This window comes from Sphingomonas sp. M6A6_1c (genome assembly GCF_053345135.1).
Genome location: NZ_JBKEZO010000003.1, coordinates 229,554 through 255,528 on the forward strand (window position 1 = coordinate 229,554; position 25,975 = coordinate 255,528).

Sequence of the window (25,975 nt, forward strand, 5' to 3'; positions counted from 1 at the left end):
TGGATGCGCGCGCCGCGGCGGCCCGGCGATGAGCGCTGCCGAGCCGCCTCCATCGGTTCGCTGGGCCGCGCATCTCGCGCGCGACCGGCGGCGGTCGGCGCATACCGTGCGCGCCTATCAGGCGACCGCCGAGCGGCTGACCGCCTTCCTCCAGGTGCATTGGGGCGAGCGCGTCGATGCGGCGGCGTTGGCGCGGGTGACGGCGGCGGACCTGCGCGCCTTCCTCGCCGCGCGCCGCGCGGAAGGGCTGGGCAACGCCTCGGCCGCGCGCGAGCTGTCGGCGGTGCGCGGCTTCCTCGCCTTCGTCGTGCCCGATGGCGACGTGCCGCGGCTGCGCGGACCGCGGGTGAAGGTCGGGGTGCCGCGGCCGGTGTCGCCCGACGAGGCGCTGGCGCTCGCCGGCGCGGTGGCGGATGCGGCGGTCGAGCCGTGGATCGGCGCGCGCGATTGGGCGGTGCTGCTGCTGCTCTACGGTGCCGGGCTGCGCATCGGCGAGGCGATCGCCTTGCCGGCGGCGGTGCTGCCGCTCGGCGAGACGCTGGCGGTGACCGGCAAGCGCGACAAGACGCGGATCGTGCCGCTGCTGGCGCGGGTCCGCGACGCGATCGAGACTTATGCGGCGCAGCAGCCGTGGGTGCTCGATCCGGCGGCACCTTTGTTCCGCGGCGCCAAGGGCGGGCCGCTGTCTCCCGGCATGGTCCGCAAGGCGGTGCAGCGCGCCCGGGGGCAATTGGGGCTCGGCGAGCGGACGACGCCGCACGCGCTACGGCACAGTTTCGCGACGCATCTGCTCGGCCGGGGCGCGGACCTGCGCGCGCTGCAGGAGTTGCTGGGCCATGCCAGCCTGAGTTCGACGCAGGTCTATACCGCGGTCGACGCGGCGCATCTGCTCGACGTCTACCGCAACGCCCACCCGCATGGGTAAGGATAATTCCTCCCCCGCCAGGGGGAGGGGGACCGCCACGCGCAGCGTGGTGGTGGAGGGGGAGGACAGGGCGGGAGCATCGCAGGGCTTCCACCCTTTCCGCCCCCTCCGTCAGCCGACGTCACCGCTCCCGCGGCTTCCACGTCGCCACGCGCCAGATATAGCCCAGCACGATCAGCACCATGATCGCCACCGCCAGCGGCCCGACATAATGGTCCAGCTCGGCGAAGCGCGCACCGAGGTAGAGGCCCGCGCCGGCAAGGATGCTGTTCCAGATCAGGCTGCCCGCGAAGGTCCAGACGAGGAACCGCCACACCGGCATGCAGGTGATCCCCGCCGGCAGCGAGATGATCGTCCGGAAGGTCGGCATGAAGCGGAACACGAACACCACCCAGCCGCCGCGACGCACGAAGAAGCGGTGCAGCGCCTCGACATCCTCCCATTCCATCGTCAGCCAGCGGCCGTGCCGCTCGACGAAGGGGCGGAAGCGTGTGTAGCCGACGTGGCGGCCGATATAATACCAGACGTAATTGCCCGCGGTCGTGCCCGCGGTGCCCCATAGCACCAGCGGCACCATCGCCATGTCGCCGCGCGCGACCGCCATCCCGCCGAGGCCCATGATCACCTCCGACGGGATCGGCGGGATGATATTCTCCAGCGCCATCAGCAGGAAGATGCCGATATAGCCGCCCCAGGCGATGCCGTTGAGGATAAGCTCCGTCATGCCGGTGGGTAACGGCGCGGGGGTCAGCCGCGTTCCGCCACCCTGCGCTCGATCGCATCCCAGATCAGGCCGGCGACGTCGGTGCCGTCGAACCGTTCGATCGCGACGATGCCGGTCGGCGAGGTCACGTTGATCTCGGTCAGCCATTCGCCGCCGATCACGTCGATGCCGACGAAGATCAGGCCGCGGCGCTTCAGCTCGGGGCCCAGCGCGTCGCAGATCTCGCGCTCGCGGTCGGTCAGCTCGGTCTTCACCGCCGAACCGCCGACCGCGAGGTTGGAGCGGATCTCGCCCTCGCCGGGCAGCCGGTTGATCGCCCCCGCCACCACGCCGTCGACCAGCACGATACGCTTGTCGCCCTTCGCCACCGCCGGCAGGAACGCCTGGATCATATGCGGTTCGCGCCACGTCTGGTTGAACACCTCGATCAGCGCGGACAGGTTGGCGCCATCGCTGCCGACCTTGAAGATCGCCTTGCCGCCGTTGCCGTGGAGCGGCTTGACGACGATCTCGCCATGTTCGGCGAGGAAGGCGCGCGCCTCGTCGAGGCTGCGGGTGATCAGCGTCGGCGGCATGAAACGCGCATAATCGAGCACGAACACTTTTTCGGGCGCGTTGCGGACGCTGACCGGGTCGTTGACCACCAGCGTCCGGTCGGCGATCCGCTCGAGCAGATGCGTCGCGGTGATATAGCCGAGGTCGAACGGCGGATCCTGCCGCATCAGCACGACATCCGCCTCCTCACCGAGGTCGAGGCTGACCGGCGCGTCGAACCGGAAATGATCGCCCTCGACCCGCTGCACGGTGACGGGATGCGCCTTCGCCCAGACGCGGCCGTCGCGATAATTGAGATCCCCGGCGTCATAATGGAACAGCCGGTGGCCGCGCTTCTGCCCGGCGAGCATCAGCGCGAAAGTCGAATCGCCCGCGATGTTGATACTGTCGAGCGGGTCCATCTGGACGGCGACGGTGAGGGACATCGGGACACTCGCGGGCTGTTGGTCTGGGGGCGGGACTTAGGGTGGCGTGGGGGGAATGTCACCCGCTTCGCAACTCGCGCGTTATTCCTGAACGTCAGCCGCCGATCCACGCATTCTCGATATGCCGCGGCCGGGTGCCGGGAGCGAGCAGGATCACGTCGATGCGGATGTCGTCGCCGGGAACGGCATAGCGCGGCATCAGCAGCTCGGCGGCCGCCGCGACGCGGGCAAGGCGCCGTTCGTCGATCGCGAAGTCGAGTTCGGCGGCGGTCCGGCGCATCTTGACCTCGACGAAGGCGATCAGGCTGCCCTTGCGCGCGACGAGGTCGACTTCGCCCGCCGGCGTGCGGACGCGGCGATCGAGCACCGTCCAGCCCTTGAGCCGCAACCACCAGCCGGCCAGCCGCTCGCCACGACGTCCCGCCGCCTCCGCAGTACGACGCTCGGTGGTGGAGGCACGGCGAGGGGGACGCATGCCGTCAGGCTGCCGCAACCACCCGTGGCACGCAAGCCCGCGGGTCGTGCGGTTGGCCGGCACGGCGAGGGCGCCGCCTGCATCCGCCTATAATGACATCACGACATCGCCGGCCGGCCGATGCGACGGACCCGCCGGCATATCCGAACAGAGAGTAATGTGATGCTCGCCACCGATGCACTGGAACGCGAACTCATCGACGAGCTGAACCGGCAGATCGGGCGACGACTGAGTTCCGGCGAGATAAGCCGGCTCAGCCTGATGGTGTTCTTCGAACAATGGGCGGACGATCCGAATACGGTGGCGCAGACCCTGTTGCGTATCGCGCTGAAAGCCTCGCCCAATGCTGAAAACGCTACGCAGGTGCTGAATGCCTATCGCGAGATTACGCGGCAGCGCGCGATTCGCGACATGCCGGCGTTGATCGACTGGGTATCGGCGTGCGAACACCGATCGCTGCCGCTGCCGGTCATCATCTCGTGCGAAAAGTATTTGTCCACTGTCGCGCGCGCCGCAGGCGATCTGGCCGACCGCTATTTTGGCATACGGCCGGTCATCGTCACGGGCGGGAACGATCTCGGCTTCGATGAAGCCCGTTCGATCCTCCGGCTGCCGGTCAGCGACGTCTATGAAGCGCTGCCATACAAGATCTTCGAGACCTGGGTGTTTCTGGAGGCGCTCGGCGCGCGCCACGGCGTGATCAAGATCGACGACGATCTGCAGGTCGTCCCGCAGGCGACGCGCGATATCGACGCGGTGCGCGCGGCGTTTTCCGGCGTGAATTATATGGGGCTGACCCTGTCGTCGCTTCATTACGACCGGGCCTGGCATCAGGGCAAATGCGCCTCGGCCGTGGCGCCGCTCTACGCCAAGCCGTTCGTCGCGCCGTGGGCGCGCGGCGCACTGTACTTTCTCTCCAAGGCCGCGATCGAAAAGCTGGCGGCGCATTATCTGCGCTTTCCCGGCTGCCTTGCCGGGGAGCTTTACGAGGACAAGGCGGTCGGCGACCTGCTCCATGTGCTGGGTGTCAACGCCATACACAATCCGCTGGAGGCCATCCTCGGCGTCAGCACCGATGCGCCCGACCGCGGAGTCGCGACCGGCAGGTAATGCCAGCGCCGCCTAACTCACGACGCGGAAGGTGTAGCTGTAATCGGTGCGGGGTGCGCCGGTGATGCCGGTGATGGTCACCGTATAGCTGACGCCCGCCTGCAAGCCGGCGACGCGCCATTGCACGTTGTTGGCGAGGCCGTAGCCTTCGTTGTCGCTGGTCACGTCCGATACGGCGAGCGCGCCGCCGGGGCCGGTGACGGTGATCGTCGCGCGATCGTAGCGGACGTTGGCATTGGCGCCGAACGTGCTCGTCGTCCCCGCGACCACGCTGAAGGACAGATAGCTCGACAGCGTGAAATAGCGCGCCGGATAGTCGCCCGACGGATAGGCGACATAGGCGGGCAGGCCGGCCGGTGCGGTGACGCCGCCGGCGAAGTTGAAGACGCGCATCGAGGCGGCGCTGGCGCGGCTGCCGTCGGGCAGGACGACCGCGACGCGCCCGTAGGAGGTCTTGCCGAGGAACGGGTTGAGGATCCAGCGGCGGTGGCCGATCGAGGCGCTGCCGCCCTCGGTCAGCCACAGGCCGAGATAGCTGTCCTCGCTGTCGAAGCCGAGGCCGGTGCCCCAGCCGCCGATCAGGTTGCTCGCGCCGGCAGCGGTGGCGCCGCTCGCGGTATAGCAGGTCCAGCTCGTCGGCGGCGTGTGGCTGAGCTGTTTGTTGACCGCCATCATCAGCGACGAATCGGCCTCCTGCGCGTCCTCGGCCTCCGAATAGGTGACCGCGGGGAGCTGGTGCAGCGCGCGGATCGCGTTGAGCTTGGCGAGGAAGTCGGCCTTGACGCTCGCCTTGAGCGTGCCGGGTCGGCAGGTCGCGGCATCCGGCTGGACGTCGTAGAGCGCGGCGGCGGCACCTGCCCAGGTCGTCGGAGCGGGCGTCGGGGTCGGTGATGGTGCCGGCGTCGGCGTGGGGCTGGGTGCGGGCGTCGCCGTGGGGGTCGGCGCCGGCGCGCTGACCACGGGCACCGCGGCCGAACCGCCGCTGCTGCCGTCGCCGCCGCCGCATCCCGCCAGGGCCATCAGGAGCGCCGAGGTGACGCCGGTCTTCCACATCTGCATGCGCCGACCATAACCGCGGACTCGTTGACAAGTTGTTGAACGACGGCGCTATTTACCGTCCTGCCGGCACGGGTCGGCGCGCCGTGGCGCTATTCGCCCTTCAGTTCCAGCGCGCGTGCGTAGAGCGCCTTGCGATCCAGACCGAACGCCTTGGCCACCTCGCCGGCGGCCTTGGCGACGGGCAGGCGGGTCAGCGCCTCGACCAATGCGGCGTCGGCGTCCTGCGAATCGGGCGGCGGCGCCTCGCCGGGCGGCGCGACGACGATCACGATCTCGCCCTTCGGCGGCGCATCGGCGTAGCGCGCGGCGAGATGGGTGAGCGTGCCGGTGACCGCTTCCTCGTAGCGTTTGGTGATCTCGCGCGTCACCGCGGCGTCGCGGTCGCCCAGCCCCTCGGCCAGCGCGGCGAGGCAGGCGGACAGGCGCGGGCCGGATTCGTAGAGGACGAGCGTGGCGCGGATCGCGGCGATCTCGTCGATCGCCACCGCCCGCGCATGCGCCTTGCTGGGCAGGAAGCCGGCGAACAGGAAACGATCGGTCGGCAGGCCCGCGAGCGTCAGCGCGGCGACCGCGGCGCAGGGTCCGGGGATGGTGACGATATGATGGCCGGCGGCGCGCGCGTCGCGGACGAGCTTGTAGCCGGGATCGGAGATCAGCGGCGTGCCCGCGTCGGAGACGAGCGCGACCGCCTCGCTCGCCATGCGCGCGATCAGGCCGGGGCGCATCCCCTCGGCATTGTGGTCGTGATAGGGGAGCATCGGGCGCTTGATGCCGATATGGCGGAGCAGGCCGGCGGTGACGCGGCTGTCCTCCACCGCTATCACGTCGGCGCGGGTCAATATGTCGGCGGCACGCGGCGACAGGTCAGCAAGATTGCCGATTGGCGTCGCGACGATGTAGAGCCCGGCTTCTAAAGGTTCGGATATGGCCACAGGGGACGTCATGGCAGAGGCATCGACACTTGCACAGCCGGGGATGCGACAGCCGGAACCGCGACGGCCGTGGTTGCGGCGCGGCATCGCGCTGGCCGCGGCGGCGATGCTCGCCGCCTGTTCGACGGTGGTGCCGCGCGCGCCGGTGACCGCGCCGGAGCGGGCGCCGCGTCCCGCGGCGAACCGGCCCGAGCCGGTCGAGGCCGGGCTGCCGCGCGATACCGCGCGCAATCGCGTCGCGCTGCTGGTGCCGCTGTCGGGGAGCAATGCCGGGGTCGGCCGCTCGATCGCCAATGCGACGATGCTGGCGGTGCTCGACACCGGCACCGACAAGGTGCGGATCACCAATTACGACACCGCGACCGGTGCCGCGGCGGCGGCGCAGCATGCCATCGCCGAGGGTGCGCAGCTGATCCTCGGGCCATTGCTGTCCGACGACGTGCGCGCGGTGGCGCCGATCGCCAAGGCGGCGGGGGTGCCGGTGCTGAGCTTCTCCAACGACGTGTCGGTGGCGGGCAACGGCACCTATCTGATGGGCTATGCGCCGGCGCAGTCGATCGACCGCGTGGTGCAATATGCCACCAGCCGCGGCGTGACGAGCTTCGCCGGGCTGATCCCCAACGGCCTGTACGGCGAGCGCGCCTCGACTGCGTTCCTGCGCTCGGTCGAGGGGGCGGGCGGCTCGGTCGTCTCGTTGCAGACCTATGGCCGGGTGGCCGGCGGCATCGCCGGCGCGGTGACGCGGCTCAATGCCAAGGCGCCCTACGGTGCGGTGCTGATCGCGGATGCCGGATCGAGCGCGGCGGTGGCGGCGCCATTGGTCAAGCGCGGCAGCGGCGCATCGACGCGGCTGCTCGGCACCGAATTGTGGAATTCGGAGACCAGCCTCGCCACCAAGCCGGCGCTCAACGGCGCGTGGTTCGCCAGCGTCGGCAATACGCTCTACCGGCAATATGCGACCAAATATCGCGCGCGCTACAATGCGGCACCGTACCGGCTGTCGAGCCTCGGCTATGACGCGGTGCTGCTGACGGTGCGCATCTCGCGCGACTGGCCGGTGGGGCGGCCGTTCCCGGAGGCGCGGTTGCGCGATGCGGATGGCTTTGCGGGGATCGACGGCGCGTTCCGCTTCGGGCGCGACGGCATCGCCGAGCGGGCGCTCGAGGTGCAGGAAATCCAGAACGGCGCCACGGTGACGGTATCGCCGGCACCGGCCGGGTTCGGCCGCTGAACCCCATTCCTCCCCCGCAATGGGGAGGACTTAGGCGTCCTTGACCACCAGCGGCAGGATCGCGTCGAGCAGCAGCGTGCCCGCCTCCGTCACGCGCAGCCGGCCGGGATCGCGCGCGAGCAGGCCTTGTGCCTCCAGCCGCTCCACCGCGGCCCAGTCGATCGGCGCGATACCGCCGGCGAGCGTTGCGACATGCGTCAGGTCGATGCCCTCGCGCAGGCGCAGGCCCATCACCAGCGCCTCGCTGGCGCGATCGTGCGGGACGAGCGGCTCCTCGATCTGCAGGCCGTGGCCGTTGCGGGCGACGGCGGATAGCCAATTCTCCGGCTTCTTGTGGCGCTGCGTCGCCAATCTGTCGCGGCGGCCGTGCGCGCCCGGGCCGATGCCGGCATAATCGCGGTAGCGCCAATAAGTGAGATTGTGGCGACTCTCCGCACCACGCCGCGCGTGGTTCGAGGTCTCATAGGCCGGCAGGCCCGCCGCATCGGTGAGCGCACGCGTCACCTCGAACAGATCGGCGGCGGCGTCGCCGTCGGGGATGACGAGGCGACCCCTGGCGGCCTCGGTGGCGAAGCGCGTGCCGGGCTCGATCGTCAATTGGTAGAGCGAGAGATGCTCGGTGCCGAACGACAGCGCGCGTGCGAGCTCAGCCTCCCACGCGGGCAGGCTCTGCTCGGGGAGCGCGTAGATCAGGTCGAAGCTGACCCGCGCGAAATGCCGCTGCGCGGTGGCGAGCGCCGCCAGCCCCTCGTCGACGCCATGCGCGCGGTCGAGGAAGCGCAAGGCGCCGTCGTCCAGCGATTGCAACCCGAGCGACACGCGATTGACCCCCGCCGCGGCGATATCTGCGAAGCGCGCCGCCTCGACCGACGACGGATTGGCCTCCAGCGTGATCTCGATATCGGCGGTCGGCGGCCAATGCGTCTGCGCCGCGTCGAGGATCGCGGCGACGGTGGCGGGCGGCATCAGCGACGGCGTGCCGCCACCGAAGAAGATCGAGCCGAGCGTCCGGCCGGGCAGCGCGCGCGCCTCATGCGCGAGGTCGGCGAGCAAGGCGTCGCGCCACGCGTCCTGATCCACCGATTCGCGGACATGGCTGTTGAAATCGCAATAGGGGCATTTCGAGACGCAGAACGGCCAATGGACGTAGAGCGCGAGCGGCGTCTTGTCGGGGATCATGATGCTGCCGATATGGCGGCAATGACAGGGAAACGCCACTCATGGCTCGCCGCCGCGCTGATGTTCGTCGCCGGCTGTACGCAGGCGCCCGAGCGCATCGTCGAGCCGCGGCCGAGCGCCGCGCCGGCGCCGCGCGGCTCGGTGCTGCTGCGCGAGGCGATGCTGTCGGGGCAGAATCGGGCCCGCGCCGACGTCGGCGTCGCGCCGCTGACGTGGAGCGCGCCGCTCGCCGCCTCCGCGCTCGCCTACGCGCAGGAGATGGCACGGACGGGCCGGTTCGAACATGCGCCGCAGTCGATGGGAATGGACCGCGAGGGCGAGAATCTGTGGACCGGCACCCGCGGGGCGTATCGCTTCGACGAAATGGTCGGCCATTGGGTGGCGGAGAAGAAGGATTTCGTGAACCTGCCGGTGCCGCAATCGAGCAGGACCGGCCGCTGGGAGGACGTCGGCCATTACACGCAGATCGTCTGGCGCGGGACGACGCAGGTCGGCTGCGCGATCGCGAGCAATGCGAAGGACGATTTCGTCGTGTGCCGCTATTCGCCGCCGGGCAATGTTTGGGGGACGGTGGCGTATTGAGAGGCGCCGGGCGCCCCTCATCTCCCGTCACCCCGGACTCGTTCCGGGGTCCACGCCGCGGCGAGGAGAACGGCGTGCGATGATGCCGTCTCCTCCTCTGGCGGGGAGGAGTCGTCTTCAAATCCCCGAATATCGCCCCGACCTATGCGGGATCGACATTCATCGTCGTAGCGTAAGCTCCCTGGCGGGCAGGGCCATCGCATATGGCCATTGGGGTGTTGCAACGGCTTTCCCATCCCCGTCATGCCGGACTTGATCCGGCATCCCGCTTCTTCGCGCCGTCCAAAGAAGCGGGACCCCGGCGCAAGGCCGGGGTGACGAAGTGGATTTGGAGGGCGAACGACTTACCGGGAGGGCCATATGCGATCGCCCTGCCCTTGCGGGGGAGGAATCAGGATCGTCGCCGTCGTATAAGGCGCATAAACCCGCCAGCCGAGCGTCGCGTAGAGCGCGGCGCCCATTGCGGTGGCGGTCAGCACCTGGCGTGATGTCGGCGTGCATTGCGCGCCGAGCGCCATCATCAGCGCTTTCCCCAAGCCGCGGCGGCGGTGCGGTTCCTCGACGACGATCCGGTCGTAGACGAAGATGCCGTCCAGTTCCGCCGCATAGCCGCTCGCCGCGGGTCCGCCATCCGGTGCGGCGATCGTCGTGTGCGTGACGCCGCCGTCGCGGAGAGACGTCAGCCGGTAGCCGGGCGGTACCATTGGCGGCATCGGTACGGGCTGGTCCGGCACCATCATGCAATTGGCGTCGGTGATCGTCCAATGCGCAGGCAGCAGCGTGCGGAAGGTGTCGGCATCGGCGCAGAGCTTTACGAAGACACCCGGCTCGGCGATCGTCGCGAGCAAGGCGGTGAGGCCGGGGCCGGGCTCGGCAAACACGTAACGGCGGCGTTCGACCTCGCCGCCCGTGTCGACGCGCCAGCCGCCATGGTCGGCGACCGGCGCCGGCAGGCCGCGCGACAGCGAGCGGGCGGCGAGCCAGCCCCGCACGAGGACCGGATCGACGCCCGTCATCGCCTAGAGCACCGCGGCGACCAATTGGCGGAACGCGTCGGCACGGTGGCTGATCGCGTGCTTGGCGGCGGCGTCCATCTCGCCGAACGTCTCGGTGCCGCCCTCGGGCAGGAACATCGCGTCATAGCCGAAGCCGTTGGCGCCGCGCGGCGGCCAGACCAACGTGCCGTCGACGCGGCCTTCGAACCATTCGACATGGCCGTCGGGCCAGGCCAGCGCCAGCGCGCAGACGAAATGCGCGCTGCGCGGCAGGTCGGGCTCTTCGTTGAGGCGATCTTCGACCAGCCGCATCGCGAGGTCGAAGTCCTTCGACTCCCCCGCCCAGCGCGCCGAGAAGATGCCGGGGTCGCCGCCCAGCGCATCGACGCACAGGCCGCTGTCGTCGGCCAGCGCGGGCAGGCCGGAGAGATCGGCCGCCTGCAACGCCTTCAGCTCGGCGTTCGCCACGAAGGTGGTGCCGGTCTCCTCGGGCTCGGGCAGGTCGAGTTCGCCCGCCGAGACGGGCGCGATGCCATGAGGCCCGAGCAGTTCGGCGATCTCACGCACCTTGCCGGCATTGTGGCTGGCGATGACCAGCCGGCCGGGCTTCAGCTTGCGGATCGCCTGCGGGATATCGCCTTCGCCGCTCATTGGACGGCGCGATCCTGCGCCGCGAAGATCTCGGTGCAGCCGATCCGCGCGAGGCGGAGCAGGCGGAGCAGCGCTTCCTCGTCATAGGTGGCGTGTTCGGCGGTCGCCTGCGCCTCGGCGATATTGCCGTTTTCGAGCAAGACGAAATTGCCGTCGGCATCCGCCGCCGAATCCTCGAGATAGTCGAGGTCGAGCACCGGCGTGCCCTGATAGATGCCGCAGCTGACCGCAGCGACCTTCTGCCGGATCGGGTCGACGGTCAGCTTGCCGCTGGTCATCAGCGTGTTCACCGCGAGGCGCAGCGCGACCCAGGCGCCCGAGATGGCGGCGGTGCGCGTGCCGCCGTCGGCCTGGATGACGTCGCAGTCGAGCGTGATCTGGCGCTCGCCGAGCAGCTTCATGTCGACCACCGAGCGCAGCGACCGGCCGATCAAACGCTGGATCTCCTGGGTACGGCCCGACTGCTTGCCCTTGGCGGCCTCGCGACTGCCGCGGGTGTGGGTGGCGCGGGGCAGCATGCCATATTCGGCGGTCACCCAGCCTTCACCCTTGCCGCGCAGGAACGGCGGCACGCGCTCTTCCAGGCTGGCGGTGACGAGCACCTTGGTATCGCCGAAGCCGACCAGCACCGATCCTTCGGCGTGGCGGGTGAAGTTCGGTTCGATGGTGATCGCCCGCATCTGGTCGGGGGCGCGGCCGCTGGGGCGCATTCAACTCTCCTCAAGGTTCGATGGCGCAGCCCTAGACGGCACGGCTGGCACACGCCAGTGGTGAGCAAGGGGAGAAGGACATGCGCGGCACGGTCTTGGGGGTAGCATTGGCGGCGATCGGCCTGTCGGGATGCGTGGTCATCGACGCGTCGCGCGGCGACGGCAAGCCGGTGGCGTTGGAAAGCGAGACGATCCGCTACGAAACCGGCGCCTGCCACGGTACCTGCCCGGTCTATGCCGTGACGATCGCGCCGGACGGCAAGGGGACGTTCGAGGGCAAACGGTTCACCACCGTCGCGGGAACGCGCACCTTCCAGGCGTCGGCCGCCGCCTATCACCTGTTCGCCGCCAGACTGGCACCGTATCGGCCGCATGGCAGCGAGACGATCTATCAGCCCGGGACGCCCGATTGCCGCAACGCACCGACCGACCTGCCCAGCGTCGACGTGACATGGAGCGAGGCGAGCGGCGGACGCCAGCATCTCGCTTTCTATTACGGCTGCGGCGATCCCGCGATGCGCGAGGCGCTGCGCGGCGCGGCGGCGCTGCTGCCGATCGCCGGCCTGATCGGCACCCCGCAGCGGCCGGGGGCATCGTGAGGCGCGTCCTCCACCGGCGATCCGCATGCGGTGGATCGCCGGTATCGGCGCAGACGGCGGCGCAGGCCTGTTGCGTCGCTACGATCCGGCCTAAATAAAGCGTATGGCACAACCGGTCACCGAACTCACCGATCGCGCCCGCGACATCTTCCGTGCCGTGGTCGACGGCTATGTCGAGAACGGCATGCCGGTGGGGTCGAAGACGATCGCGATCGCCTCCGGACTCAACCTGTCGCCGGCGTCGATCCGCGGCGTGATGCAGGAGTTGGAGGAACTGGGGCTGCTCGCCAGCCCGCATACCAGCGCCGGCCGCATCCCGACCGAACGCGGGCTGCGCCTGTTCGTCGACGGGATGATGCAGGCGCTCGAACCCTCCGCCGAGGAACGCGCGGCGATCGAGGCGCGCGCCGGGCATCGCGGTCCGGTCGAGGAGGCGCTGGCGGCGACGACCGCGGCATTGTCGGGCCTGTCCGCCTGCGCGGGGCTGGTGATGGTGCCCAAGCGCGAACTGGCGCTGCGGTCGATCGGATTCGTCGCGCTGTCGCCCGATCAGGCGATGGCGGTGCTGGTCAGCGAGGATGGATCGGTCGAGAACCGGGTGATCCAGCTTCCCGCGGGGATGACGCCCTCGGCATTGGTCGAGGCGGGCAATTACATGACGGCGACGCTGTCCGGCCTGACGCTCGCCGAGGCGCGCGCGCGCGTCGGGCGGCAGATGGCGGAGGGCGAGGCGGCGCTCGACGGCGCGGCGCGGGCGCTGGTCGAGGCGGGGCTGGCCGTATGGAGCGAGGACGGCGCGCGGCGGCCGGTGCTGATCGTGCGCGGGCAGGGGCGGCTGATCGACGCCGCCGCCGCGGCCGATCTCGACCGGGTGCGCGATCTGCTCGACGACCTCGAGGGCAAGCAGGAAATCGCGCATCTGCTCGACAGTGCAAGTGCCGGCGACGCGACCCGCATCTTCATCGGTGCGGAGAACAAATTGTTCGCTTTATCAGGGTCTTCGGTGATCGCGCGGCCGTTCCGCGGACCCGGCGGGCGGGTGGTCGGCGTGGTCGGCGTGATCGGGCCGACGCGGTTGAACTATGCGCGCGTCGTGCCCATGGTGGATTTCACGGCGGCAACGCTCGCCCGATTGATGGGCTGACACTACAGGGACCTACATGACCGAAGAGACCAAGATCGACGTGGAAGCACTGCGCCAGGAGACGGCGGAGGCCGCTCCCGAAGTGGCGGAGCATGACGGCGCGGCGGCGCGGATCGCCGACCTCGAGAACCAGCTCGCCGACGCCAAGCAGCAGACTCTGTATGCTCAGGCCGAGATCCAGAACCTCCGCCGCCGTACCGAGAAGGAAGTGTCGGACGCGCGCAATTATGCGACGACCTCGTTCGCGCGCGACATCCTGTCGGTCGCCGACAATCTGGCGCGCGGCCTGTCGGCGATCCCGGCCGATCTGCGCGGCGACGAGCGGCTGAAGGGGCTGGTGACCGGGCTGGAAGCGACCGGCCGCGAGTTGGAAAGCGTGTTCACCCGCAACGGCATCACCAAGGTCAAGGCGATGGGCGCGATGCTCGACCCCAACAAGCACCAGGCGATGATGGAAGTGCCGAGCGACGCAGAACCCGGCACCATCGTGCAAGAGATGCAGGCGGGCTATATGCTTAAGGATCGCCTGCTGCGCCCGGCGCTGGTCGGCGTGGCGAAGAAGCCGGATTGAGGTGGGCGGCGGCTCCGGTTGGTTAAACCGGGGTCGCGCCGATTACGCGGCGTGCGACTGGATGTCGTTGAACGGCTCCGCGTCGCGCAGCACCGCGTTGATGCGCGCCTCCCAGCCGGGGCCGGTGGCGCGGAATTTTTCAATCACGTCAGGGTCGAGATGCAGCGTCACCTCTTCCCATTCGGTATCCGAGCGGACCAGCATCGCGACGATTTCGGGCGGCAGTACCTCGCTTGCGGGGCGCGCCTTTGCGAAATCCTCCTTGGTCCATTCGGGATTGTCGTCGAAATCAGGATCGGCGTCGAAGGGCGGTGTCGGGTCCGGCCTATTCATAACGGCGAAGCTCCTTCTCGTGCGCGCGGCAAAAACTTATAGCGCGAATGCCCATGTCGGTGAAGGTGAACACGAGGCAATGTGCCTTGCCGTCGCTCCGGCCGAATGCCTGATAGCGCTGCTCCCCATAATCGAATCGCTCGTCGACGCGTACAACCGGTCCGAGTCGAACGGTCGTAACTCGGCTAGCGACAGGCCGTGTTTTGCGATGTTGATCGCATCCTTGTCGGGATCGAAGGCGATAGGCATGGATTGAGGCTAGCGACCGGATATGACCGGTCTGCGACCCGACGGTCTTCCAAAAGCGAGACACGCATGCAGCTCAACCCCAATCTCACCGCCGATCGCCCGACCTTCGTCACGCATCTCGAATGCTCGCTGACCGGCGAGCGCTACGACGCGGACCGGCTGCACGGCCTCTCGCGTGCGGGACGGCCGTTGCTGGTGCGCTACGACCTCGACGCGGTGAAGGCGACCCTGTCGCGCGACGCGCTGGCAGCACGGCAGACCGACATGTGGCGGTGGCGGGAGGTGCTGCCGGTGCGGGGGACTGAGCATGTCATAAGCCTTGGGGAGATCGAGACGCCGCTGATCCCGATCCCGAAAAGCGCGGGCAGCATCAACGTCTGGGTCAAGGATGAGGGGCGATTGCCGACCGGCAGCTTCAAGGCGCGTGGGCTGGTGATGGCGGTGGCGATGGCCAAGGAGCTGGGCGTCACCCGCATCGCGATGCCGACCAACGGCAATGCCGGGGCGGCACTCGCCGCTTATGCGACGCGGGTGGGGATCGAGACGATCGTCTTCTGCCCCGAGGACACGCCGGAAGTGAACGTGCGCGAGATCGCGATGCAGGGCGCGCGGGTGTGGCGGGTCAACGGCCTGATCGACGATTGCGGGGCGATCGTCGGCAAGGGCGCCGCCGAGGGGCGCTGGTTCGATTTCTCTACGCTGAAAGAGCCGTATCGGATCGAGGGCAAGAAGACGATGGGGCTGGAACTCGCCGCGCAATTCGGCTGGGAATTGCCCGATGCGATCTTCTATCCCACCGGCGGCGGCACCGGGCTGATCGGCATGTGGAAGGCGTTCGACGAGCTGGAGGCGCTGGGCTGGATCGGCGCGAAGCGGCCGCGCATGTATGCGGTGCAGGCGAGCGGTTGCGCGCCGATCGTCCGCGCCTTCGAGGAGGGCGTCGAACATGCGACACGCTGGGAGGATGCGCATACCGTCGCTGCGGGCATCCGCGTGCCGAAGGCGGTGGGCGACTTCCTGATCCTGCGCGCGGTGCGGGCGAGCGGCGGCAAGGCGCTGGGGGTGGGCGACCCCGCGATCCTCAAGGCGGTGGACGAGGCGGCACGCAAGGACGGGCTGCTGCTGTGTCCCGAGGGCGGCGCGACGCTGGCCGCCTATCGCGAGGCGCTGCGCACCGGCGAGGTCGACGAGGACGAGCGCGTGGTGCTGTTCAATTGCGCGACCGGGCTCAAATATCCGATGCCCGAGGCGCCGCGGACGCTCGACCGGCATGGCGCGATCGACTTCGACGCATTGTAGAGCGGGCGCTCAGCCGAACGGCAGCAGCGTCTCATATTGCGCGAGGCTCGGCGCGCCGGGCACGCGCGCGCCGTGGCGGAGCAGGAAGGCGTGGCGGACGATCTCGCCCTGCTGCTCGATGCCGTAGCGGTGGAGCGGCTGGCCGGGCTTGAGGGCGTAATCGTAGCGGCACCACGGATGCCGCGCGAGCGGCAGGATGATGCCGCGCTGGTGCTGCCAGATGTGGACCATCTCGTGGATGAACAGCCCCTGGTCGGTCAGCGCGGCAGCGGCGAAATCGTCGCGCCAGCTCTGGCCCTTGGGATGAAAATGGATGCAGCCGCGCGGTGCCATCACCGTGTCACGCGGCTGGAAGAACGCCCATTTGCTGCGCGACAGACGGACCGCGTCATAGTCGATCGTGTCGCGGAAGACCGACGCCGCAAGGCTGCGTTCGCCGGTGGTGAGGGCGCGGGTCGTCGGGATCGTCATCCTGTCCGCCCGTTCGCCGGGATGACGAAGAGGGGGGGATGCGCTTTCCCCATCAGAAATCCGGTGCCGCCGCGGCCGCACTCACCGTCATCGCATCGACGTACAGCCGGCCGCCATTCCCGAAGTTGAGCGTCAGCTTGTAGATTCGGCCGGCTTTCGCCTTGGGGTTGATGTCGAACAGCATGACGTGGCGGCCGCCCGGGGTGAAGGCGACCTTGGTCTTCGCCGGTACGGCCACGCGGGCGAGCGGCTTCATCGCCGTCATGCCGCTATCGCCGGCCATGCTCTCGTGCATCTCGGCGCGTACCGCGATGTCGGCGGTGACGTCGATCAGCGTCGCGTCGGAACGACCGCCGTGCAGCGTGAAATAGGCCGCACCCGGCCGGCCCGGCACCGCCGGCAGGCGGATCCAGGCGTCGTCCACCTCGACCCGGTCCGGTCCGCCGCAGCCGCCCAGTGCGGCGGCGAGCACCAGCATCGTTCCCACTCCTGTCCGGCGCATCGTCGCTCCTCTTCCCGCAAACGCGATCATTTCTGTCACAGCCCTATGGTCGCCACCGTCTTGCGGCAAGCGGAACCCCACCTATATCGCCGCCATACACAGGAGCTTTCGCTGCCGTAACGGGGCAAAGGTTCCCTGGGTTCGGCAATGATTTTTGCCATCGTTTCGTATGTGAGGGGCTCAGTAAGCACACATGGCTAAAGTAATCGGTATCGACCTCGGCACGACCAACAGCTGCGTTGCGGTGATGGAGGGCGGCAAGCCCAAGGTGATCGAGAATGCGGAAGGCGCGCGCACCACGCCGTCGATCGTCGCCTTCGCCAAGGACGGCGAGCGTCTGGTCGGCCAGCCGGCGAAGCGTCAGGCCGTCACCAACGGCGACAACACGATCTTCGCGGTGAAGCGCCTGATCGGTCGTCGGTTCGACGATCCGATCACCAAGAAGGACACCGAGCTGGTCCCGTACCACATCGTGCGCGGCCAGAACGGCGACGCATGGGTGCAGGCGGGCGGCAAGGATTATTCCCCGTCGCAGATCAGCGCCTTCACGCTGCAGAAGATGAAGGAAACCGCCGAATCGTATCTCGGCGAGACGGTGACCCAGGCGGTCATCACGGTTCCTGCTTACTTCAACGACGCCCAGCGTCAGGCGACCAAGGACGCCGGCCAGATCGCCGGCCTCGAAGTGCTGCGCATCATCAACGAGCCGACCGCGGCGGCGCTGGCCTATGGCCTCGAGAAGCAGGACGGCAAGACGATCGCGGTCTACGATCTCGGCGGCGGCACGTTCGACGTCTCGATCCTCGAGATCGGCGACGGTGTGTTCGAGGTGAAGGCGACCAACGGCGACACCTTCCTGGGCGGTGAGGATTTCGACAACAAGCTTGTCGAATATCTCGCCGAGGGCTTCAAGAAGGACGAGGGCATCGACCTCGCCAAGGACAAGCTCGCGCTGCAGCGCCTGAAGGAAGCCGCCGAGAAGGCGAAGATCGAGCTGTCGTCGGCAGCCTCGACCGAGGTCAACCTGCCGTTCATCACCGCCGACCAGAACGGCCCGAAGCACCTCGTCAAGACGATCAGCCGCGCCGATCTGGAGCGTCTCGTCGACGACCTCATCAAGCGCACCATCGAGCCGATGAAGAAGGCGCTCGCCGATGCCGGCGTGAAGACCGACGACATCAGCGAGGTCGTGCTGGTCGGCGGCATGACGCGCATGCCGAAGGTCCGCGAGGCGGTGAAGACCTTCTTCGGCAAGGAGCCGCACACCGGCGTCAACCCGGACGAGGTCGTCGCGATGGGTGCCGCGATCCAGGCGGGCGTGCTGCAGGGTGACGTCAAGGACGTGCTGCTGCTCGACGTGACGCCGCTGTCGCTCGGCATCGAGACGCTGGGTGGCGTGTTCACCCGGATGATCGACCGCAACACGACGATCCCGACCAAGAAGTCGCAGACCTATTCGACCGCGGACGATAACCAGGGCGCGGTGACGATCCGCGTGTTCCAGGGCGAGCGCGAGATGGCGGCGGACAACAAGATGCTCGGCCAGTTCGACCTGGTCGGCATTCCGCCGGCGCCGCGTGGCGTGCCGCAGATCGAGGTCACGTTCGATATCGACGCCAACGGCATCGTCAACGTCTCCGCCAAGGACAAGGGCACCGGCAAGGAGCAGCAGATCCGCATCCAGGCCTCGGGCGGTCTGTCGGACAACGACATCGAGCAGATGGTTCGCGACGCGGAGAAGTTCGCCGACGAGGACAAGAAGCGTCGCGCCGGCGCCGAGGCGAAGAACAACGCCGAATCGCTGATCCACACCACGGAGCGCCAGCTCGCCGACAACGGCGACAAGGTCGACGAGGCACTGAAGGGCGAGATCCAGTCGGCGATCGACGCCGCCAAGGCGGCGGTCGAGAGCGGCGATGCCGATCAGATGACCGAAAAGTCGCAGGCGCTCGCGCAGGTGGCGATGAAGCTCGGCCAGGCGATCTACGAGAAGCAGGCCCAGGCCGATGCGTCTCCCGAGGGCGGCGCCGGTGGCGACGCACCCAAAGACGACGTGGTCGATGCCGAATTCTCGGAAGTCGACGACCACAAGGCGTAACCACTTATGATCTCCACCGTCATGCCAGCGGCGGTCCCGGCGAAGCGATGCTTCGCCGGCGACCGGCCCGCCGGCAGCTCCCGTCATCGGGGAGGCCCCGGCATCGGCCGGGGTGACGGCCGGGGGGCGGCGAGGCGATCATGAGCAGCACAGTCGATTATTACGAATTGCTCGAATGCGAGCGCGGTGCGGATGGCGCGACGATCAAGTCGGCCTATCGCAAGCTCGCGATGAAATACCATCCGGACAAGAACGCCGGGTGCAAGGACAGCGAAGCCAAGTTCAAGGCGGTCAGCGAAGCCTATGAGGTCCTGAAGGACCCGCAGAAGCGCGCGGCCTATGATCGCTACGGCCATGCCGCGTTCCAGAACGGCGGCGGCGGTGGCGGTGCGCAGGACTTCGGCGGCTTCTCCGATATCTTCGAATCGGTGTTCGGCGAGTTCATGGGCGGCGCGCGCGGTGGTGGCCGGGCGCAGCAGCGCCGCGGTGCCGATCTGCGCTACGACATGGAAGTCAGCCTGGAAGAGGCGTTCCATGGCAAGGCAACCGAGATCACCGTCGACGTCTCGGCACAATGCGACACCTGCCACGGCTCGGGTGCCAAGCCCGGAACGCACGCGTCGACCTGCCGGCAGTGCAACGGTCACGGCAAGGTGCGCGCGCAGCAGGGTTTCTTCGTCGTCGAGCGTGCCTGTCCGGTGTGTCAGGGCGCGGGCGAGATCATCGCCGATCCCTGCCCGGACTGCCGCGGCGAGGGGCGTGTCGAGAAGACCAAGACGCTGAGCGTCAATGTGCCGCCCGGTGTCGACGAAGGCACGCGCATCCGCCTGTCCGGCGAGGGCGAGGCGGGACCGCGCGGCGCGCCGGCGGGCGATCTGTACATCTTCCTGCACGTCAAGCGGCACCCGATCTTCGAGCGCGAAGGCACGACGCTGTTCGCGCGCGCACCGATCAGCTTCACGACCGCGGCGCTGGGCGGCGCGCTGTCGATCCCCGGGCTGGACGGGCGCACGCATGAGATCAAGATCCCGGCGGGCATTCAGTCGGGCAAGCAGCTTCGCCAGCGCGGTGCGGGCATGCCGGTGCTGCAAGGCCGCGGGCAGGGCGATCTGGTCATCCAGATCGAGGTCGAGACGCCGACCAAGCTGTCGGTGCGGCAGCGCGAGCTGCTCGAACTGTTCCGCGAGACCGAGACGGGCGACGAATGCCCCGACAGTCAGGGCTTCTTCGCCAAGCTGAAGGGCGTGTTCGCCGCGGAGTGAGGCGCGCACGACGCGGGGTGAGATCGGACTCGAGCCTGATCCACCCCGTTATGGCGGACGTGTCGCGAGGTTCACCCTCTCACGGGCACGGCGTTGCTCCTGCGGGACGGGGGCTAAACAATGGCAAGCCCTCCGCAAAACGCAGTCCGTGACTTACCATGGCTGCACCCCGGCGAAGGCCGGGGCCCAGTTGGGTGAAGGTCTGTAATGACTTGCAACGGCCTCCCCAGCTGGGCCCCGGCCTTCGCCGGGGTATATGAAGTGTTCAACAGAGCTCTCGCTTCCGCCGCAAACCACGCCATCTTGCGCCCTTGTCGCGGATGCGGATGATGCGCGCTTCGTAAACCGGGGGACATGCATGCGCGGACAGGTGTTGGGGGTGGATCAGCGGACCGGCGAAGGGCTGGTCGCGGGCGACGACGGCCGGCGCTATCGCTTCACCCCCGAGGATTGGGCGCAGCGCGGCGAACCGGCGATCGGCCTCCACGTCGATTTCGAGGCCGAGGGCGATCGCGCGCTGAGCGTCTTCGCGATGCCTGCCGCGGGCGGCGTAGCGGCGGCGAGGCATCCGGCACCGCGCGAGCCGGCGAGCGATCGCAACAAGATCGTCGCCGCGCTGCTCGCCCTTTTCCTGGGGACGCTCGGCATCCACCGCTTCTACCTGGGGCGGACCGGATCGGGGGTCGTCATGCTCGTGATGACGCTCACCGTCGTCGGGATGCTCGTCACCGGGCCATGGGCGCTGATCGACGCGATCCGTTATCTCGTGATGTCCAACCGCGAATTCGACGCCCGCTACGCGCGGCATTGAGGCGGCCGCCCGAGCCACGCCCTCTCGGCCCGTGCGGGCAAGGGGGCGGGCGGGCCGATGGGTCAAAGGGTGGAAATGATCACCCCGACCACCAGCGCCTGGGCCGCGATCGCCAGCACGCTGCTGGCTGCGGTTTCGAACATGCGCATGGAAGGTCTCCGATGCCGGAGGAATATCCGGCAAGCGCGAGATGGCTATAATTGCTTGATATCGCAACATTGTTGCTTGCATGCGCCAATGCGTTTCACGCAACTGTAACAAATGCCAACGTCGGACCCGTGTAGCGGACGCTTGCCAGACCCATATCGCGTACGTCAGACTGCCGCTTTGTCGTTCGGGAGATGCCGATGCCCAGATTGCCTTATGCCGCGATGCTCGCGGTAGCGTCGTTGACGGTCGCCGTCGCTGCCGACGCGCGGGTCGCCGCGCCGCGGGTGGCGGCAGCGAGCTTCGAGCAATTGTCGCAACCGCTACCGTTGCCGTACGACGGCAATGCCGATGCGAAGGCGGCGGTCGCCGCGGCCAAGGCGCGGGCGCTCAAGGGGCACAAGAAGCTGCTGATCGATCTCGGCGGCAATTGGTGCCTCGATTGCCGGCTGCTCGCCGGCGTGATGGAGCTGCCGACGATGCGCGGCTTCGTCGCGCGCCATTACGAGGTGGTGACGGTGGATATCGGCCGGTTCGACAAGAACCTCGACATTCCCGCACGCTACGGGATCAAGGGCCGGCCGGCCGGGGTGCCCGCGCTGCTGATCGTCGATCCGAAGACCGACCGGGTGGTCAATGCCGGGCGCGAGACGGCGCTGGCGGATGCGCGCTCGCTGTCACCGCAGGGGCTGGCCGACTGGCTGGCGCAATGGGTGTGAGCAAATCCTCCCCGGCACGGGGAGGTGGCGCCGCGCAGCGGTGACGGAGGGGGGATTCCGCAAGCGCTGCGTCTGCGGCGATCCCCCTCCACCCCTCGGCTGGCGCCGAGCGGTCCCCCTCCCCGTGCCGGGGAGGAATGGCTTACCCGAACACCCGCGTGAAGATCGTGTCGACGTGCTTGAGGTGATAGCCGAGGTCGAACTTCTCCTCGAGCTGTGCCGGTGACAGCGCCGCGGTGACCTCGGGGTCGGCCTTGAGCAGTTCGAGCAGCGAGAGCTGGCCGTCCGATTCCCAGACCTTCATCGCGTTGCGCTGGACGAGCCGATAGGAATCCTCGCGGCTGACGCCCGCCTGGGTGAGCGCGAGCAGCACGCGCTGCGAATGGACGAGCCCGCCCATCTTGTTGAGGTTCTTGTCCATCCGCTCGGGGTAGACGAGCAATTTGTCGATCACGCCGGTGAGGCGCGCCAGCGCGAAGTCGAGCGTGATCGTCGCATCGGGGCCGATATAACGCTCGACCGACGAGTGCGAGATGTCGCGCTCGTGCCACAGCGCGACATTCTCCAGCGCCGGCGTGACATAGCCGCGCACCATCCGCGCGAGGCCGGTGAGGTTCTCGGTCAGCACCGGATTGCGCTTGTGCGGCATCGCCGACGAGCCTTTCTGGCCGGGCGAGAAATATTCCTCCGCCTCGAGCACTTCGGTGCGCTGGAGGTGGCGGACCTCGGTGGCGAGCCGCTCGATCGACGAGGCGATGACGCCCAACGTCGCGAAGAACATCGCATGGCGGTCGCGCGGGATGACCTGCGTCGACACGGGCTCGACCGACAGGCCGAGCTTGGCGGCGACATGCTCCTCCACCGACGGATCGATATTGGCGAAGGTGCCGACCGCGCCGGAGATCGCGCAGGTGGCGATATCGGCACGCGCCGCGATCAGCCGGGTCTTGCAACGGTCGAACTCGGCATAGGCCTGCGCGAGCTTGAGGCCGAAGGTGACCGGCTCGGCATGGATGCCGTGGCTGCGGCCGATCGTCGGCGTCATCTTATGCTCGACCGCGCGGCGCTTGAGCACCGCGAGCAAGGCGTCGAGGTCGGCGAGCAGGATGTCGGCGGCGCGCGCGAGCTGCACCGCGAGGCAGGTGTCGAGCACGTCGGACGAGGTCATGCCCTGATGCATGAAGCGCGCCTGATCGCCGACGTTGTCCGCGACCCAGGTGAGGAAGGCGATGACGTCATGCTTGGTGACCGCCTCGATCGCGTCGATCGCGGGCACGTCGATCGCCGGGTTGGTGCGCCACCACGCCCACAATGCCTCGGCGGCTTCCCTGGGCACGACGCCCAGGTCGGCGAGCGCATCGGTGGCATGCGCCTCGATCTCGAACCAGATGCGGAAACGCGCCTCCGGCGTCCAGATCGCGGTCATCTCGGGGCGGGAATAACGGGGGACCATAATGTTCCTTCGTCCTGACGGGAGCACGGCTCGTCGCGGCCATTTCGGCCCGACTCGCGGATTTCTGCGGCGCAGTAGCAGCAGGGGCGGCCTGCGACAAACCTCCCGATCCGGAACCATTGCATGCGAAGGATCATTTCCCACATCAAGTATGCGATGCGGTCGGCATAGTCGATCGGCGCATGCTTCATGTAGTACGATGGGAGACAGGTAATGCTGAAATATGCTTTTCTCGCCGGAGTGATGACGCTATCCGCGCCTGCTCTGGCGCAAACGCAGACCAATACTGCACCAACTCAGACGACGCCGGGACAAACTGTGCCGGATTCGGGTTCTGTTGAGGCGCAGCCGCAATCGACGACGCCTGCCGATGCGACGACTGCGACCGACCCCGCGCAGACTGCGGCAACGCAGCCCGCGGGCGCCGATCAGGTCGCGACGGTGGTCCAGACCGAATTCCCGACTTATGACGCCAACAAGGACGGCAAGCTCGAAAAGGCCGAATTCGCCAGCTGGATGGTCAAGCTGAAACAGGCCAGCGACCCCAAGGCGAGCGCCGAAAGCGCCTCGACCAAGAAATGGGTGAACGCCGCCTTCGCCCAGGCCGACACCGACAAGAGCCAGTCGGTCTCCCAACCCGAATTGATCGGCTTCCTGAGCAAGGGCCAATCGTAACCTCGGGGTGACGTGAGAAGAGGGGCCGCCGGTGCGATCCGGCGGCCCCTTTCGTTCGGACGGTTATTGCTGTGGTGGCAATTCGACGGTGACGTGAAGCGTGCCGGTGTTGCCGGTGAAATCGACGTCGTTGAAGCCGAGGGCCAGTCCCGCCGCGGCATCCGGAATCGGCAGGCGGACACCCTTGCCGACCATGAACGGCCGGCTGACCACCGCACCCTTGGCGTCGACGAACACCGCGACCAGTCCGTGACGATAGGCGGGATAAAGCAATTTCGGCACGTAGAAGCTGGGATAGCGCTGGCCATCGGGCGACAGCGTGTCGTTGATCGTCTTCTTTTCGTTGCCGATCGCACCGACGCCGGCCGCTTCGGCGGTGTTGGTCGTGCCTTCGGCGAAGATCACCGCCTTGCCGGCGGGCACCTCGATAGGGACGATCACCGGCGGCTTCGCCCCCTTGGCGCCGATCGGCAGCGTCGCGGCATTCGCCACCGGGTCCCAGGGTGCGGTGGCGGCATCGATTGCGACCGAGACGCGCTGCACGGTCGCGGGTGCCGCCGGCGCGGGGGCGGGGGCGCCCGCCGGCGTGGCAGCGGCCGGCTTGGCATCGGCGTCCTCGACGGTGACCGAGGCGACCGGGATATCGATCGTCACCGACAGCGTGCCGCTATTGTCGAAGAAGGCATCGTCGTTGAGCCCCATCGAGATGCCGGCGGCGCCGGCCGGCACGACCAATTTGGTGCCGCGGCCGATCGGGAACGGGCTGCCGACGATGACGCCGTCGCCGGAGATGAACGCGCCGACGAGTTCGCCGAGGAAGATCGGGTCTTTCGCCGCCTTCATATGATGGCTGGGGAAATAGTCGACATTGCCGCGATCGTTCGGCCAGGATGTGTCGCCGTCCGGCCCGAACGAGCGGCCGCCACGCACATAGACGGTCGATCCCGACGCGGTGACGGTGATCGTCGCGCCCGCCTTGATCGCCGGGTCCATGACGATGGCGGGCGGGCGACCATCGTTGAGGCCGTAGCGCAGCATGCGGTTGGCGCGCAGATCCCACGGCATCGACTTCGAATCGACCTTGACGGTCAACGTTTTCGCCATGGCCGGCGTCACGGCGATCAGCGCCGCCAGGCATGCCGTCGAACGAACCAATGATTTCAACATCTTGTTTCCCCCATCTCCCAAATCACCGAGCTATCCGACGCCAATCGATCGGGCGGCGGCGTATATCGATGTGCCGAGTGAATATAGGGGCAGGAAAAGAGTCAATGTTCGACTCACCTCCCCTTTGTATTTATTGAAATTGTTTTTAATGATATCGGAATACCCCCGTCAGGATTGGGAGTCCGGCACCGACGTCAAATCAATCCTTGCGCCTTCAGGCTGACATGGCCGTTGCGACCGATGATGATGTGGTCGTGCAGCACGACGCCCATCGCCGCGCCGGCGTCGGCAATGGTGCGGGTGATGGCGATGTCGGCGCGGCTCGGCGCGGGGTCGCCGGACGGGTGGTTGTGGACGAGGATGATCGCTGCCGAGCCCAGGTCGATCGCGCGACGGATCACCTCGCGGACATGGACCGCGGCCTGATCGATCGAGCCGTCGCTCATCACTTCGTCGCGGATGAGCATGTTGCGCGTGTTGAGGTGGAGGACGCGGAATCGCTCGATACCGTGATGCGCCATGTCGGCGCGCAGATAATCGAGCAGCGCCTGCCAATTGCCGAGGATCGGGCGTTCGCTCACCTCCGCCTTGAGCAGGCGGATCGCGATCGCATGCGCGATCTTGACCGCGGCGGCGGCGGAGGGGCCGACGCCCTTGACCCGGCCCAGCGCCTCGGCATCGGCGCAGAGCAGCCCGCCGATGCCGCCGAACTCGCGTAGCAGGGCCTTGGCGATCGGCTTGGTGTCGATCCGCGGGATGGCGAGCATCAGCAGATATTCGATCAGCTCGTGATCGAGCAGCGCGTCGCCGCCGCCGGCGAGCAGCCGCCCGCGCAGCCGTTCGCGGTGGCCGGTGGCATCGTCCGGCGGGGAGGGGGGAGCGGCCATCGCGGCGAAGGCTATCGTCGGTCCGGCATGGGCGC

Annotated in this window: 30 protein-coding genes; 14 read left to right on the top strand and 16 right to left on the bottom strand. The window is 68.1% G+C overall.

What is annotated here, in order from left to right; genetic code table 11:
- Positions 1-28 precede the first annotated feature (28 nt).
- Positions 29-925, top strand: a complete 897-nt coding sequence (locus ACLBWH_RS07140; RefSeq protein ID WP_447797817.1) for a tyrosine recombinase XerC — start codon at positions 29-31, stop codon at positions 923-925.
- Between the two features lie 121 nt (positions 926-1,046).
- Here ACLBWH_RS07140 and ACLBWH_RS07145 read toward each other — a convergent pair whose 3' ends face one another.
- The 3 genes from ACLBWH_RS07145 to ACLBWH_RS07155 form a co-directional block, all read right to left on the bottom strand.
- Positions 1,047-1,649 (bottom strand): DedA family protein, encoded by a 603-nt coding sequence (locus tag ACLBWH_RS07145; protein WP_447797818.1) that lies wholly within the window; start codon positions 1,647-1,649, stop codon positions 1,047-1,049.
- Between the two features lie 23 nt (positions 1,650-1,672).
- The gene (gshB, locus tag ACLBWH_RS07150; protein ID WP_322848723.1) at positions 1,673-2,629 is read right to left on the bottom strand and encodes a glutathione synthase; all 957 of its coding nucleotides are present in this window, start codon (positions 2,627-2,629) and stop codon (positions 1,673-1,675) included.
- 94 nt (positions 2,630-2,723) lie between these two features.
- On the bottom strand, positions 2,724-3,104 hold the full coding sequence (locus ACLBWH_RS07155) for a YraN family protein (RefSeq protein ID WP_447797821.1): 381 nt from the start codon (positions 3,102-3,104) through the stop codon (positions 2,724-2,726).
- Positions 3,105-3,266: 162 nt separating this feature from the next.
- Between ACLBWH_RS07155 and ACLBWH_RS07160 the strand changes: the two genes are divergently transcribed.
- Entirely contained in the window at positions 3,267-4,214 is a 948-nt protein-coding gene (locus ACLBWH_RS07160) for a hypothetical protein (protein WP_447797823.1), read from the top strand.
- 12 nt (positions 4,215-4,226) lie between these two features.
- Here the strand turns inward: ACLBWH_RS07160 and ACLBWH_RS07165 are convergent, their stop codons facing one another.
- A complete protein-coding gene (locus ACLBWH_RS07165) occupies positions 4,227-5,273 on the bottom strand; it encodes a CAP domain-containing protein (RefSeq protein WP_447797824.1) in 1,047 nt (348 codons plus the stop codon).
- 89 nt (positions 5,274-5,362) lie between these two features.
- The gene (gene rsmI, locus ACLBWH_RS07170; protein WP_447797826.1) at positions 5,363-6,217 is read right to left on the bottom strand and encodes a 16S rRNA (cytidine(1402)-2'-O)-methyltransferase; all 855 of its coding nucleotides are present in this window, start codon (positions 6,215-6,217) and stop codon (positions 5,363-5,365) included.
- A gap of 31 nt (positions 6,218-6,248) precedes the next feature.
- Between rsmI and ACLBWH_RS07175 the strand changes: the two genes are divergently transcribed.
- A complete protein-coding gene (locus ACLBWH_RS07175) occupies positions 6,249-7,436 on the top strand; it encodes a penicillin-binding protein activator (protein ID WP_322849083.1) in 1,188 nt (395 codons plus the stop codon).
- A 30-nt stretch (positions 7,437-7,466) separates the two neighbouring features.
- Here the strand turns inward: ACLBWH_RS07175 and hemW are convergent, their stop codons facing one another.
- Positions 7,467-8,615: a radical SAM family heme chaperone HemW gene (gene hemW / locus ACLBWH_RS07180; protein WP_447797828.1), complete on the bottom strand. Its 1,149-nt coding sequence runs from the start codon at positions 8,613-8,615 to the stop codon at positions 7,467-7,469.
- A gap of 12 nt (positions 8,616-8,627) precedes the next feature.
- Between hemW and ACLBWH_RS07185 the strand changes: the two genes are divergently transcribed.
- Positions 8,628-9,197, top strand: coding sequence for a CAP domain-containing protein (locus tag ACLBWH_RS07185; protein WP_447797830.1), 570 nt, complete (start codon positions 8,628-8,630; stop codon positions 9,195-9,197).
- Between the two features lie 344 nt (positions 9,198-9,541).
- Here the strand turns inward: ACLBWH_RS07185 and ACLBWH_RS07190 are convergent, their stop codons facing one another.
- From ACLBWH_RS07190 to rph, 3 genes are read right to left on the bottom strand one after another with little or no spacing between them, the layout of a single operon-like run.
- Positions 9,542-10,213 (bottom strand): GNAT family N-acetyltransferase, encoded by a 672-nt coding sequence (locus ACLBWH_RS07190; protein WP_322848730.1) that lies wholly within the window; start codon positions 10,211-10,213, stop codon positions 9,542-9,544.
- A 3-nt stretch (positions 10,214-10,216) separates the two neighbouring features.
- Entirely contained in the window at positions 10,217-10,843 is a 627-nt protein-coding gene (gene rdgB / locus ACLBWH_RS07195) for an RdgB/HAM1 family non-canonical purine NTP pyrophosphatase (RefSeq protein ID WP_447797832.1), read from the bottom strand.
- Entirely contained in the window at positions 10,840-11,553 is a 714-nt protein-coding gene (rph, locus tag ACLBWH_RS07200) for a ribonuclease PH (protein WP_322848732.1), read from the bottom strand. The genes rdgB and rph overlap by 4 nt, the downstream gene beginning before the upstream one ends.
- An 80-nt stretch (positions 11,554-11,633) precedes the next feature.
- Between rph and ACLBWH_RS07205 the strand changes: the two genes are divergently transcribed.
- The 3 genes from ACLBWH_RS07205 to grpE all read left to right on the top strand — a co-directional run bounded on the left by ACLBWH_RS07205 (position 11,634) and on the right by grpE (position 13,867).
- Complete coding sequence (locus ACLBWH_RS07205; RefSeq protein ID WP_447797834.1) at positions 11,634-12,152, top strand: DUF6438 domain-containing protein; 519 nt, start codon at positions 11,634-11,636, stop codon at positions 12,150-12,152.
- Positions 12,153-12,255: 103 nt separating this feature from the next.
- Positions 12,256-13,296, top strand: a complete 1,041-nt coding sequence (gene hrcA, locus ACLBWH_RS07210; protein ID WP_322848734.1) for a heat-inducible transcriptional repressor HrcA — start codon at positions 12,256-12,258, stop codon at positions 13,294-13,296.
- Between the two features lie 16 nt (positions 13,297-13,312).
- Positions 13,313-13,867 (top strand): nucleotide exchange factor GrpE, encoded by a 555-nt coding sequence (gene grpE / locus ACLBWH_RS07215; protein ID WP_322848735.1) that lies wholly within the window; start codon positions 13,313-13,315, stop codon positions 13,865-13,867.
- 42 nt (positions 13,868-13,909) lie between these two features.
- On the opposite strand, the gene ACLBWH_RS07220 is transcribed toward grpE, so the two are convergent.
- Positions 13,910-14,200: a BrnA antitoxin family protein gene (locus ACLBWH_RS07220; protein ID WP_447797836.1), complete on the bottom strand. Its 291-nt coding sequence runs from the start codon at positions 14,198-14,200 to the stop codon at positions 13,910-13,912.
- Positions 14,193-14,513 (bottom strand): BrnT family toxin, encoded by a 321-nt coding sequence (locus tag ACLBWH_RS07225; protein WP_416222393.1) that lies wholly within the window; start codon positions 14,511-14,513, stop codon positions 14,193-14,195. Before ACLBWH_RS07225 ends, ACLBWH_RS07220 begins: the two co-directional genes overlap by 8 nt.
- A 2-nt stretch (positions 14,514-14,515) precedes the next feature.
- Between ACLBWH_RS07225 and ACLBWH_RS07230 the strand changes: the two genes are divergently transcribed.
- Positions 14,516-15,748 (top strand): threonine synthase, encoded by a 1,233-nt coding sequence (locus tag ACLBWH_RS07230; protein WP_447797838.1) that lies wholly within the window; start codon positions 14,516-14,518, stop codon positions 15,746-15,748.
- 9 nt (positions 15,749-15,757) lie between these two features.
- Here ACLBWH_RS07230 and ACLBWH_RS07235 read toward each other — a convergent pair whose 3' ends face one another.
- Both ACLBWH_RS07235 and ACLBWH_RS07240 read right to left on the bottom strand, forming a co-directional pair.
- A complete protein-coding gene (locus ACLBWH_RS07235) occupies positions 15,758-16,219 on the bottom strand; it encodes a vgr related protein (RefSeq protein WP_447797840.1) in 462 nt (153 codons plus the stop codon).
- A gap of 52 nt (positions 16,220-16,271) precedes the next feature.
- Positions 16,272-16,721 (bottom strand): copper chaperone PCu(A)C, encoded by a 450-nt coding sequence (locus tag ACLBWH_RS07240; RefSeq protein ID WP_322848739.1) that lies wholly within the window; start codon positions 16,719-16,721, stop codon positions 16,272-16,274.
- A 193-nt stretch (positions 16,722-16,914) separates the two neighbouring features.
- Between ACLBWH_RS07240 and dnaK the strand changes: the two genes are divergently transcribed.
- From dnaK to ACLBWH_RS07260, 4 genes are all read left to right on the top strand, one after another.
- Positions 16,915-18,819, top strand: a complete 1,905-nt coding sequence (dnaK, locus tag ACLBWH_RS07245; RefSeq protein ID WP_447797843.1) for a molecular chaperone DnaK — start codon at positions 16,915-16,917, stop codon at positions 18,817-18,819.
- 140 nt (positions 18,820-18,959) lie between these two features.
- Positions 18,960-20,081, top strand: a complete 1,122-nt coding sequence (dnaJ, locus tag ACLBWH_RS07250) for a molecular chaperone DnaJ (protein WP_322848741.1) — start codon at positions 18,960-18,962, stop codon at positions 20,079-20,081.
- Between the two features lie 379 nt (positions 20,082-20,460).
- On the top strand, positions 20,461-20,892 hold the full coding sequence (locus ACLBWH_RS07255; RefSeq protein WP_447797845.1) for a TM2 domain-containing protein: 432 nt from the start codon (positions 20,461-20,463) through the stop codon (positions 20,890-20,892).
- A gap of 347 nt (positions 20,893-21,239) precedes the next feature.
- Entirely contained in the window at positions 21,240-21,758 is a 519-nt protein-coding gene (locus tag ACLBWH_RS07260) for a thioredoxin family protein (RefSeq protein ID WP_447797847.1), read from the top strand.
- A 142-nt stretch (positions 21,759-21,900) separates the two neighbouring features.
- Here ACLBWH_RS07260 and purB read toward each other — a convergent pair whose 3' ends face one another.
- Positions 21,901-23,211, bottom strand: coding sequence for an adenylosuccinate lyase (gene purB / locus ACLBWH_RS07265; protein ID WP_447797849.1), 1,311 nt, complete (start codon positions 23,209-23,211; stop codon positions 21,901-21,903).
- A gap of 213 nt (positions 23,212-23,424) precedes the next feature.
- Between purB and ACLBWH_RS07270 the strand changes: the two genes are divergently transcribed.
- Positions 23,425-23,886, top strand: a complete 462-nt coding sequence (locus ACLBWH_RS07270; RefSeq protein ID WP_447797851.1) for an EF-hand domain-containing protein — start codon at positions 23,425-23,427, stop codon at positions 23,884-23,886.
- A gap of 63 nt (positions 23,887-23,949) precedes the next feature.
- Here ACLBWH_RS07270 and ACLBWH_RS07275 read toward each other — a convergent pair whose 3' ends face one another.
- Positions 23,950-24,990, bottom strand: coding sequence for a hypothetical protein (locus tag ACLBWH_RS07275; RefSeq protein WP_447797853.1), 1,041 nt, complete (start codon positions 24,988-24,990; stop codon positions 23,950-23,952).
- On the opposite strand from ACLBWH_RS07275, the gene ACLBWH_RS07280 reads away from it, so the two are divergent.
- Entirely contained in the window at positions 24,989-25,276 is a 288-nt protein-coding gene (locus ACLBWH_RS07280; protein ID WP_447797855.1) for a hypothetical protein, read from the top strand. The two genes, ACLBWH_RS07275 and ACLBWH_RS07280, sit on opposite strands and share 2 nt — an antisense overlap.
- On the opposite strand, the gene radC is transcribed toward ACLBWH_RS07280, so the two are convergent.
- On the bottom strand, positions 25,248-25,940 hold the full coding sequence (gene radC, locus ACLBWH_RS07285; RefSeq protein WP_447797857.1) for a RadC family protein: 693 nt from the start codon (positions 25,938-25,940) through the stop codon (positions 25,248-25,250). The two genes, ACLBWH_RS07280 and radC, sit on opposite strands and share 29 nt — an antisense overlap.
- Between the last annotated feature and the right edge of the window lie 35 nt (positions 25,941-25,975).

Excerpts from the sequence above, each read along its gene's own strand:
- ACLBWH_RS07230 (WP_447797838.1), top strand. The coding sequence starts at position 14,516 with ATGCAGCTCAACCCCAATCTCACCGCCGATCGCCCGACCTTCGTCACG.
- grpE (WP_322848735.1), top strand. The coding sequence starts at position 13,313 with ATGACCGAAGAGACCAAGATCGACGTGGAAGCACTGCGCCAGGAGACG.
- ACLBWH_RS07270 (WP_447797851.1), top strand. The coding sequence starts at position 23,425 with ATGCTGAAATATGCTTTTCTCGCCGGAGTGATGACGCTATCCGCGCCT.
- rdgB (WP_447797832.1), bottom strand. The coding sequence starts at position 10,843 with ATGAGCGGCGAAGGCGATATCCCGCAGGCGATCCGCAAGCTGAAGCCC.
- ACLBWH_RS07175 (WP_322849083.1), top strand. The coding sequence starts at position 6,249 with ATGCGACAGCCGGAACCGCGACGGCCGTGGTTGCGGCGCGGCATCGCG.
- ACLBWH_RS07280 (WP_447797855.1), top strand. The coding sequence starts at position 24,989 with ATGGCCGGCGTCACGGCGATCAGCGCCGCCAGGCATGCCGTCGAACGA.
- ACLBWH_RS07185 (WP_447797830.1), top strand. The coding sequence starts at position 8,628 with ATGGCGGCAATGACAGGGAAACGCCACTCATGGCTCGCCGCCGCGCTG.
- hrcA (WP_322848734.1), top strand. The coding sequence starts at position 12,256 with ATGGCACAACCGGTCACCGAACTCACCGATCGCGCCCGCGACATCTTC.
- dnaK (WP_447797843.1), top strand. The coding sequence starts at position 16,915 with ATGGCTAAAGTAATCGGTATCGACCTCGGCACGACCAACAGCTGCGTT.
- purB (WP_447797849.1), bottom strand. The coding sequence starts at position 23,211 with ATGGTCCCCCGTTATTCCCGCCCCGAGATGACCGCGATCTGGACGCCG.
- ACLBWH_RS07235 (WP_447797840.1), bottom strand. The coding sequence starts at position 16,219 with ATGACGATCCCGACGACCCGCGCCCTCACCACCGGCGAACGCAGCCTT.
- dnaJ (WP_322848741.1), top strand. The coding sequence starts at position 18,960 with ATGAGCAGCACAGTCGATTATTACGAATTGCTCGAATGCGAGCGCGGT.
- ACLBWH_RS07140 (WP_447797817.1), top strand. The coding sequence starts at position 29 with ATGAGCGCTGCCGAGCCGCCTCCATCGGTTCGCTGGGCCGCGCATCTC.
- ACLBWH_RS07160 (WP_447797823.1), top strand. The coding sequence starts at position 3,267 with ATGCTCGCCACCGATGCACTGGAACGCGAACTCATCGACGAGCTGAAC.
- radC (WP_447797857.1), bottom strand. The coding sequence starts at position 25,940 with ATGGCCGCTCCCCCCTCCCCGCCGGACGATGCCACCGGCCACCGCGAA.
- ACLBWH_RS07260 (WP_447797847.1), top strand. The coding sequence starts at position 21,240 with ATGCCCAGATTGCCTTATGCCGCGATGCTCGCGGTAGCGTCGTTGACG.
- rsmI (WP_447797826.1), bottom strand. The coding sequence starts at position 6,217 with ATGACGTCCCCTGTGGCCATATCCGAACCTTTAGAAGCCGGGCTCTAC.
- ACLBWH_RS07155 (WP_447797821.1), bottom strand. The coding sequence starts at position 3,104 with ATGCGTCCCCCTCGCCGTGCCTCCACCACCGAGCGTCGTACTGCGGAG.
- ACLBWH_RS07240 (WP_322848739.1), bottom strand. The coding sequence starts at position 16,721 with ATGCGCCGGACAGGAGTGGGAACGATGCTGGTGCTCGCCGCCGCACTG.
- ACLBWH_RS07165 (WP_447797824.1), bottom strand. The coding sequence starts at position 5,273 with ATGCAGATGTGGAAGACCGGCGTCACCTCGGCGCTCCTGATGGCCCTG.
- ACLBWH_RS07275 (WP_447797853.1), bottom strand. The coding sequence starts at position 24,990 with ATGGCGAAAACGTTGACCGTCAAGGTCGATTCGAAGTCGATGCCGTGG.
- ACLBWH_RS07220 (WP_447797836.1), bottom strand. The coding sequence starts at position 14,200 with ATGAATAGGCCGGACCCGACACCGCCCTTCGACGCCGATCCTGATTTC.
- ACLBWH_RS07145 (WP_447797818.1), bottom strand. The coding sequence starts at position 1,649 with ATGACGGAGCTTATCCTCAACGGCATCGCCTGGGGCGGCTATATCGGC.
- ACLBWH_RS07190 (WP_322848730.1), bottom strand. The coding sequence starts at position 10,213 with ATGACGGGCGTCGATCCGGTCCTCGTGCGGGGCTGGCTCGCCGCCCGC.
- rph (WP_322848732.1), bottom strand. The coding sequence starts at position 11,553 with ATGCGCCCCAGCGGCCGCGCCCCCGACCAGATGCGGGCGATCACCATC.
- gshB (WP_322848723.1), bottom strand. The coding sequence starts at position 2,629 with ATGTCCCTCACCGTCGCCGTCCAGATGGACCCGCTCGACAGTATCAAC.
- ACLBWH_RS07205 (WP_447797834.1), top strand. The coding sequence starts at position 11,634 with ATGCGCGGCACGGTCTTGGGGGTAGCATTGGCGGCGATCGGCCTGTCG.
- hemW (WP_447797828.1), bottom strand. The coding sequence starts at position 8,615 with ATGATCCCCGACAAGACGCCGCTCGCGCTCTACGTCCATTGGCCGTTC.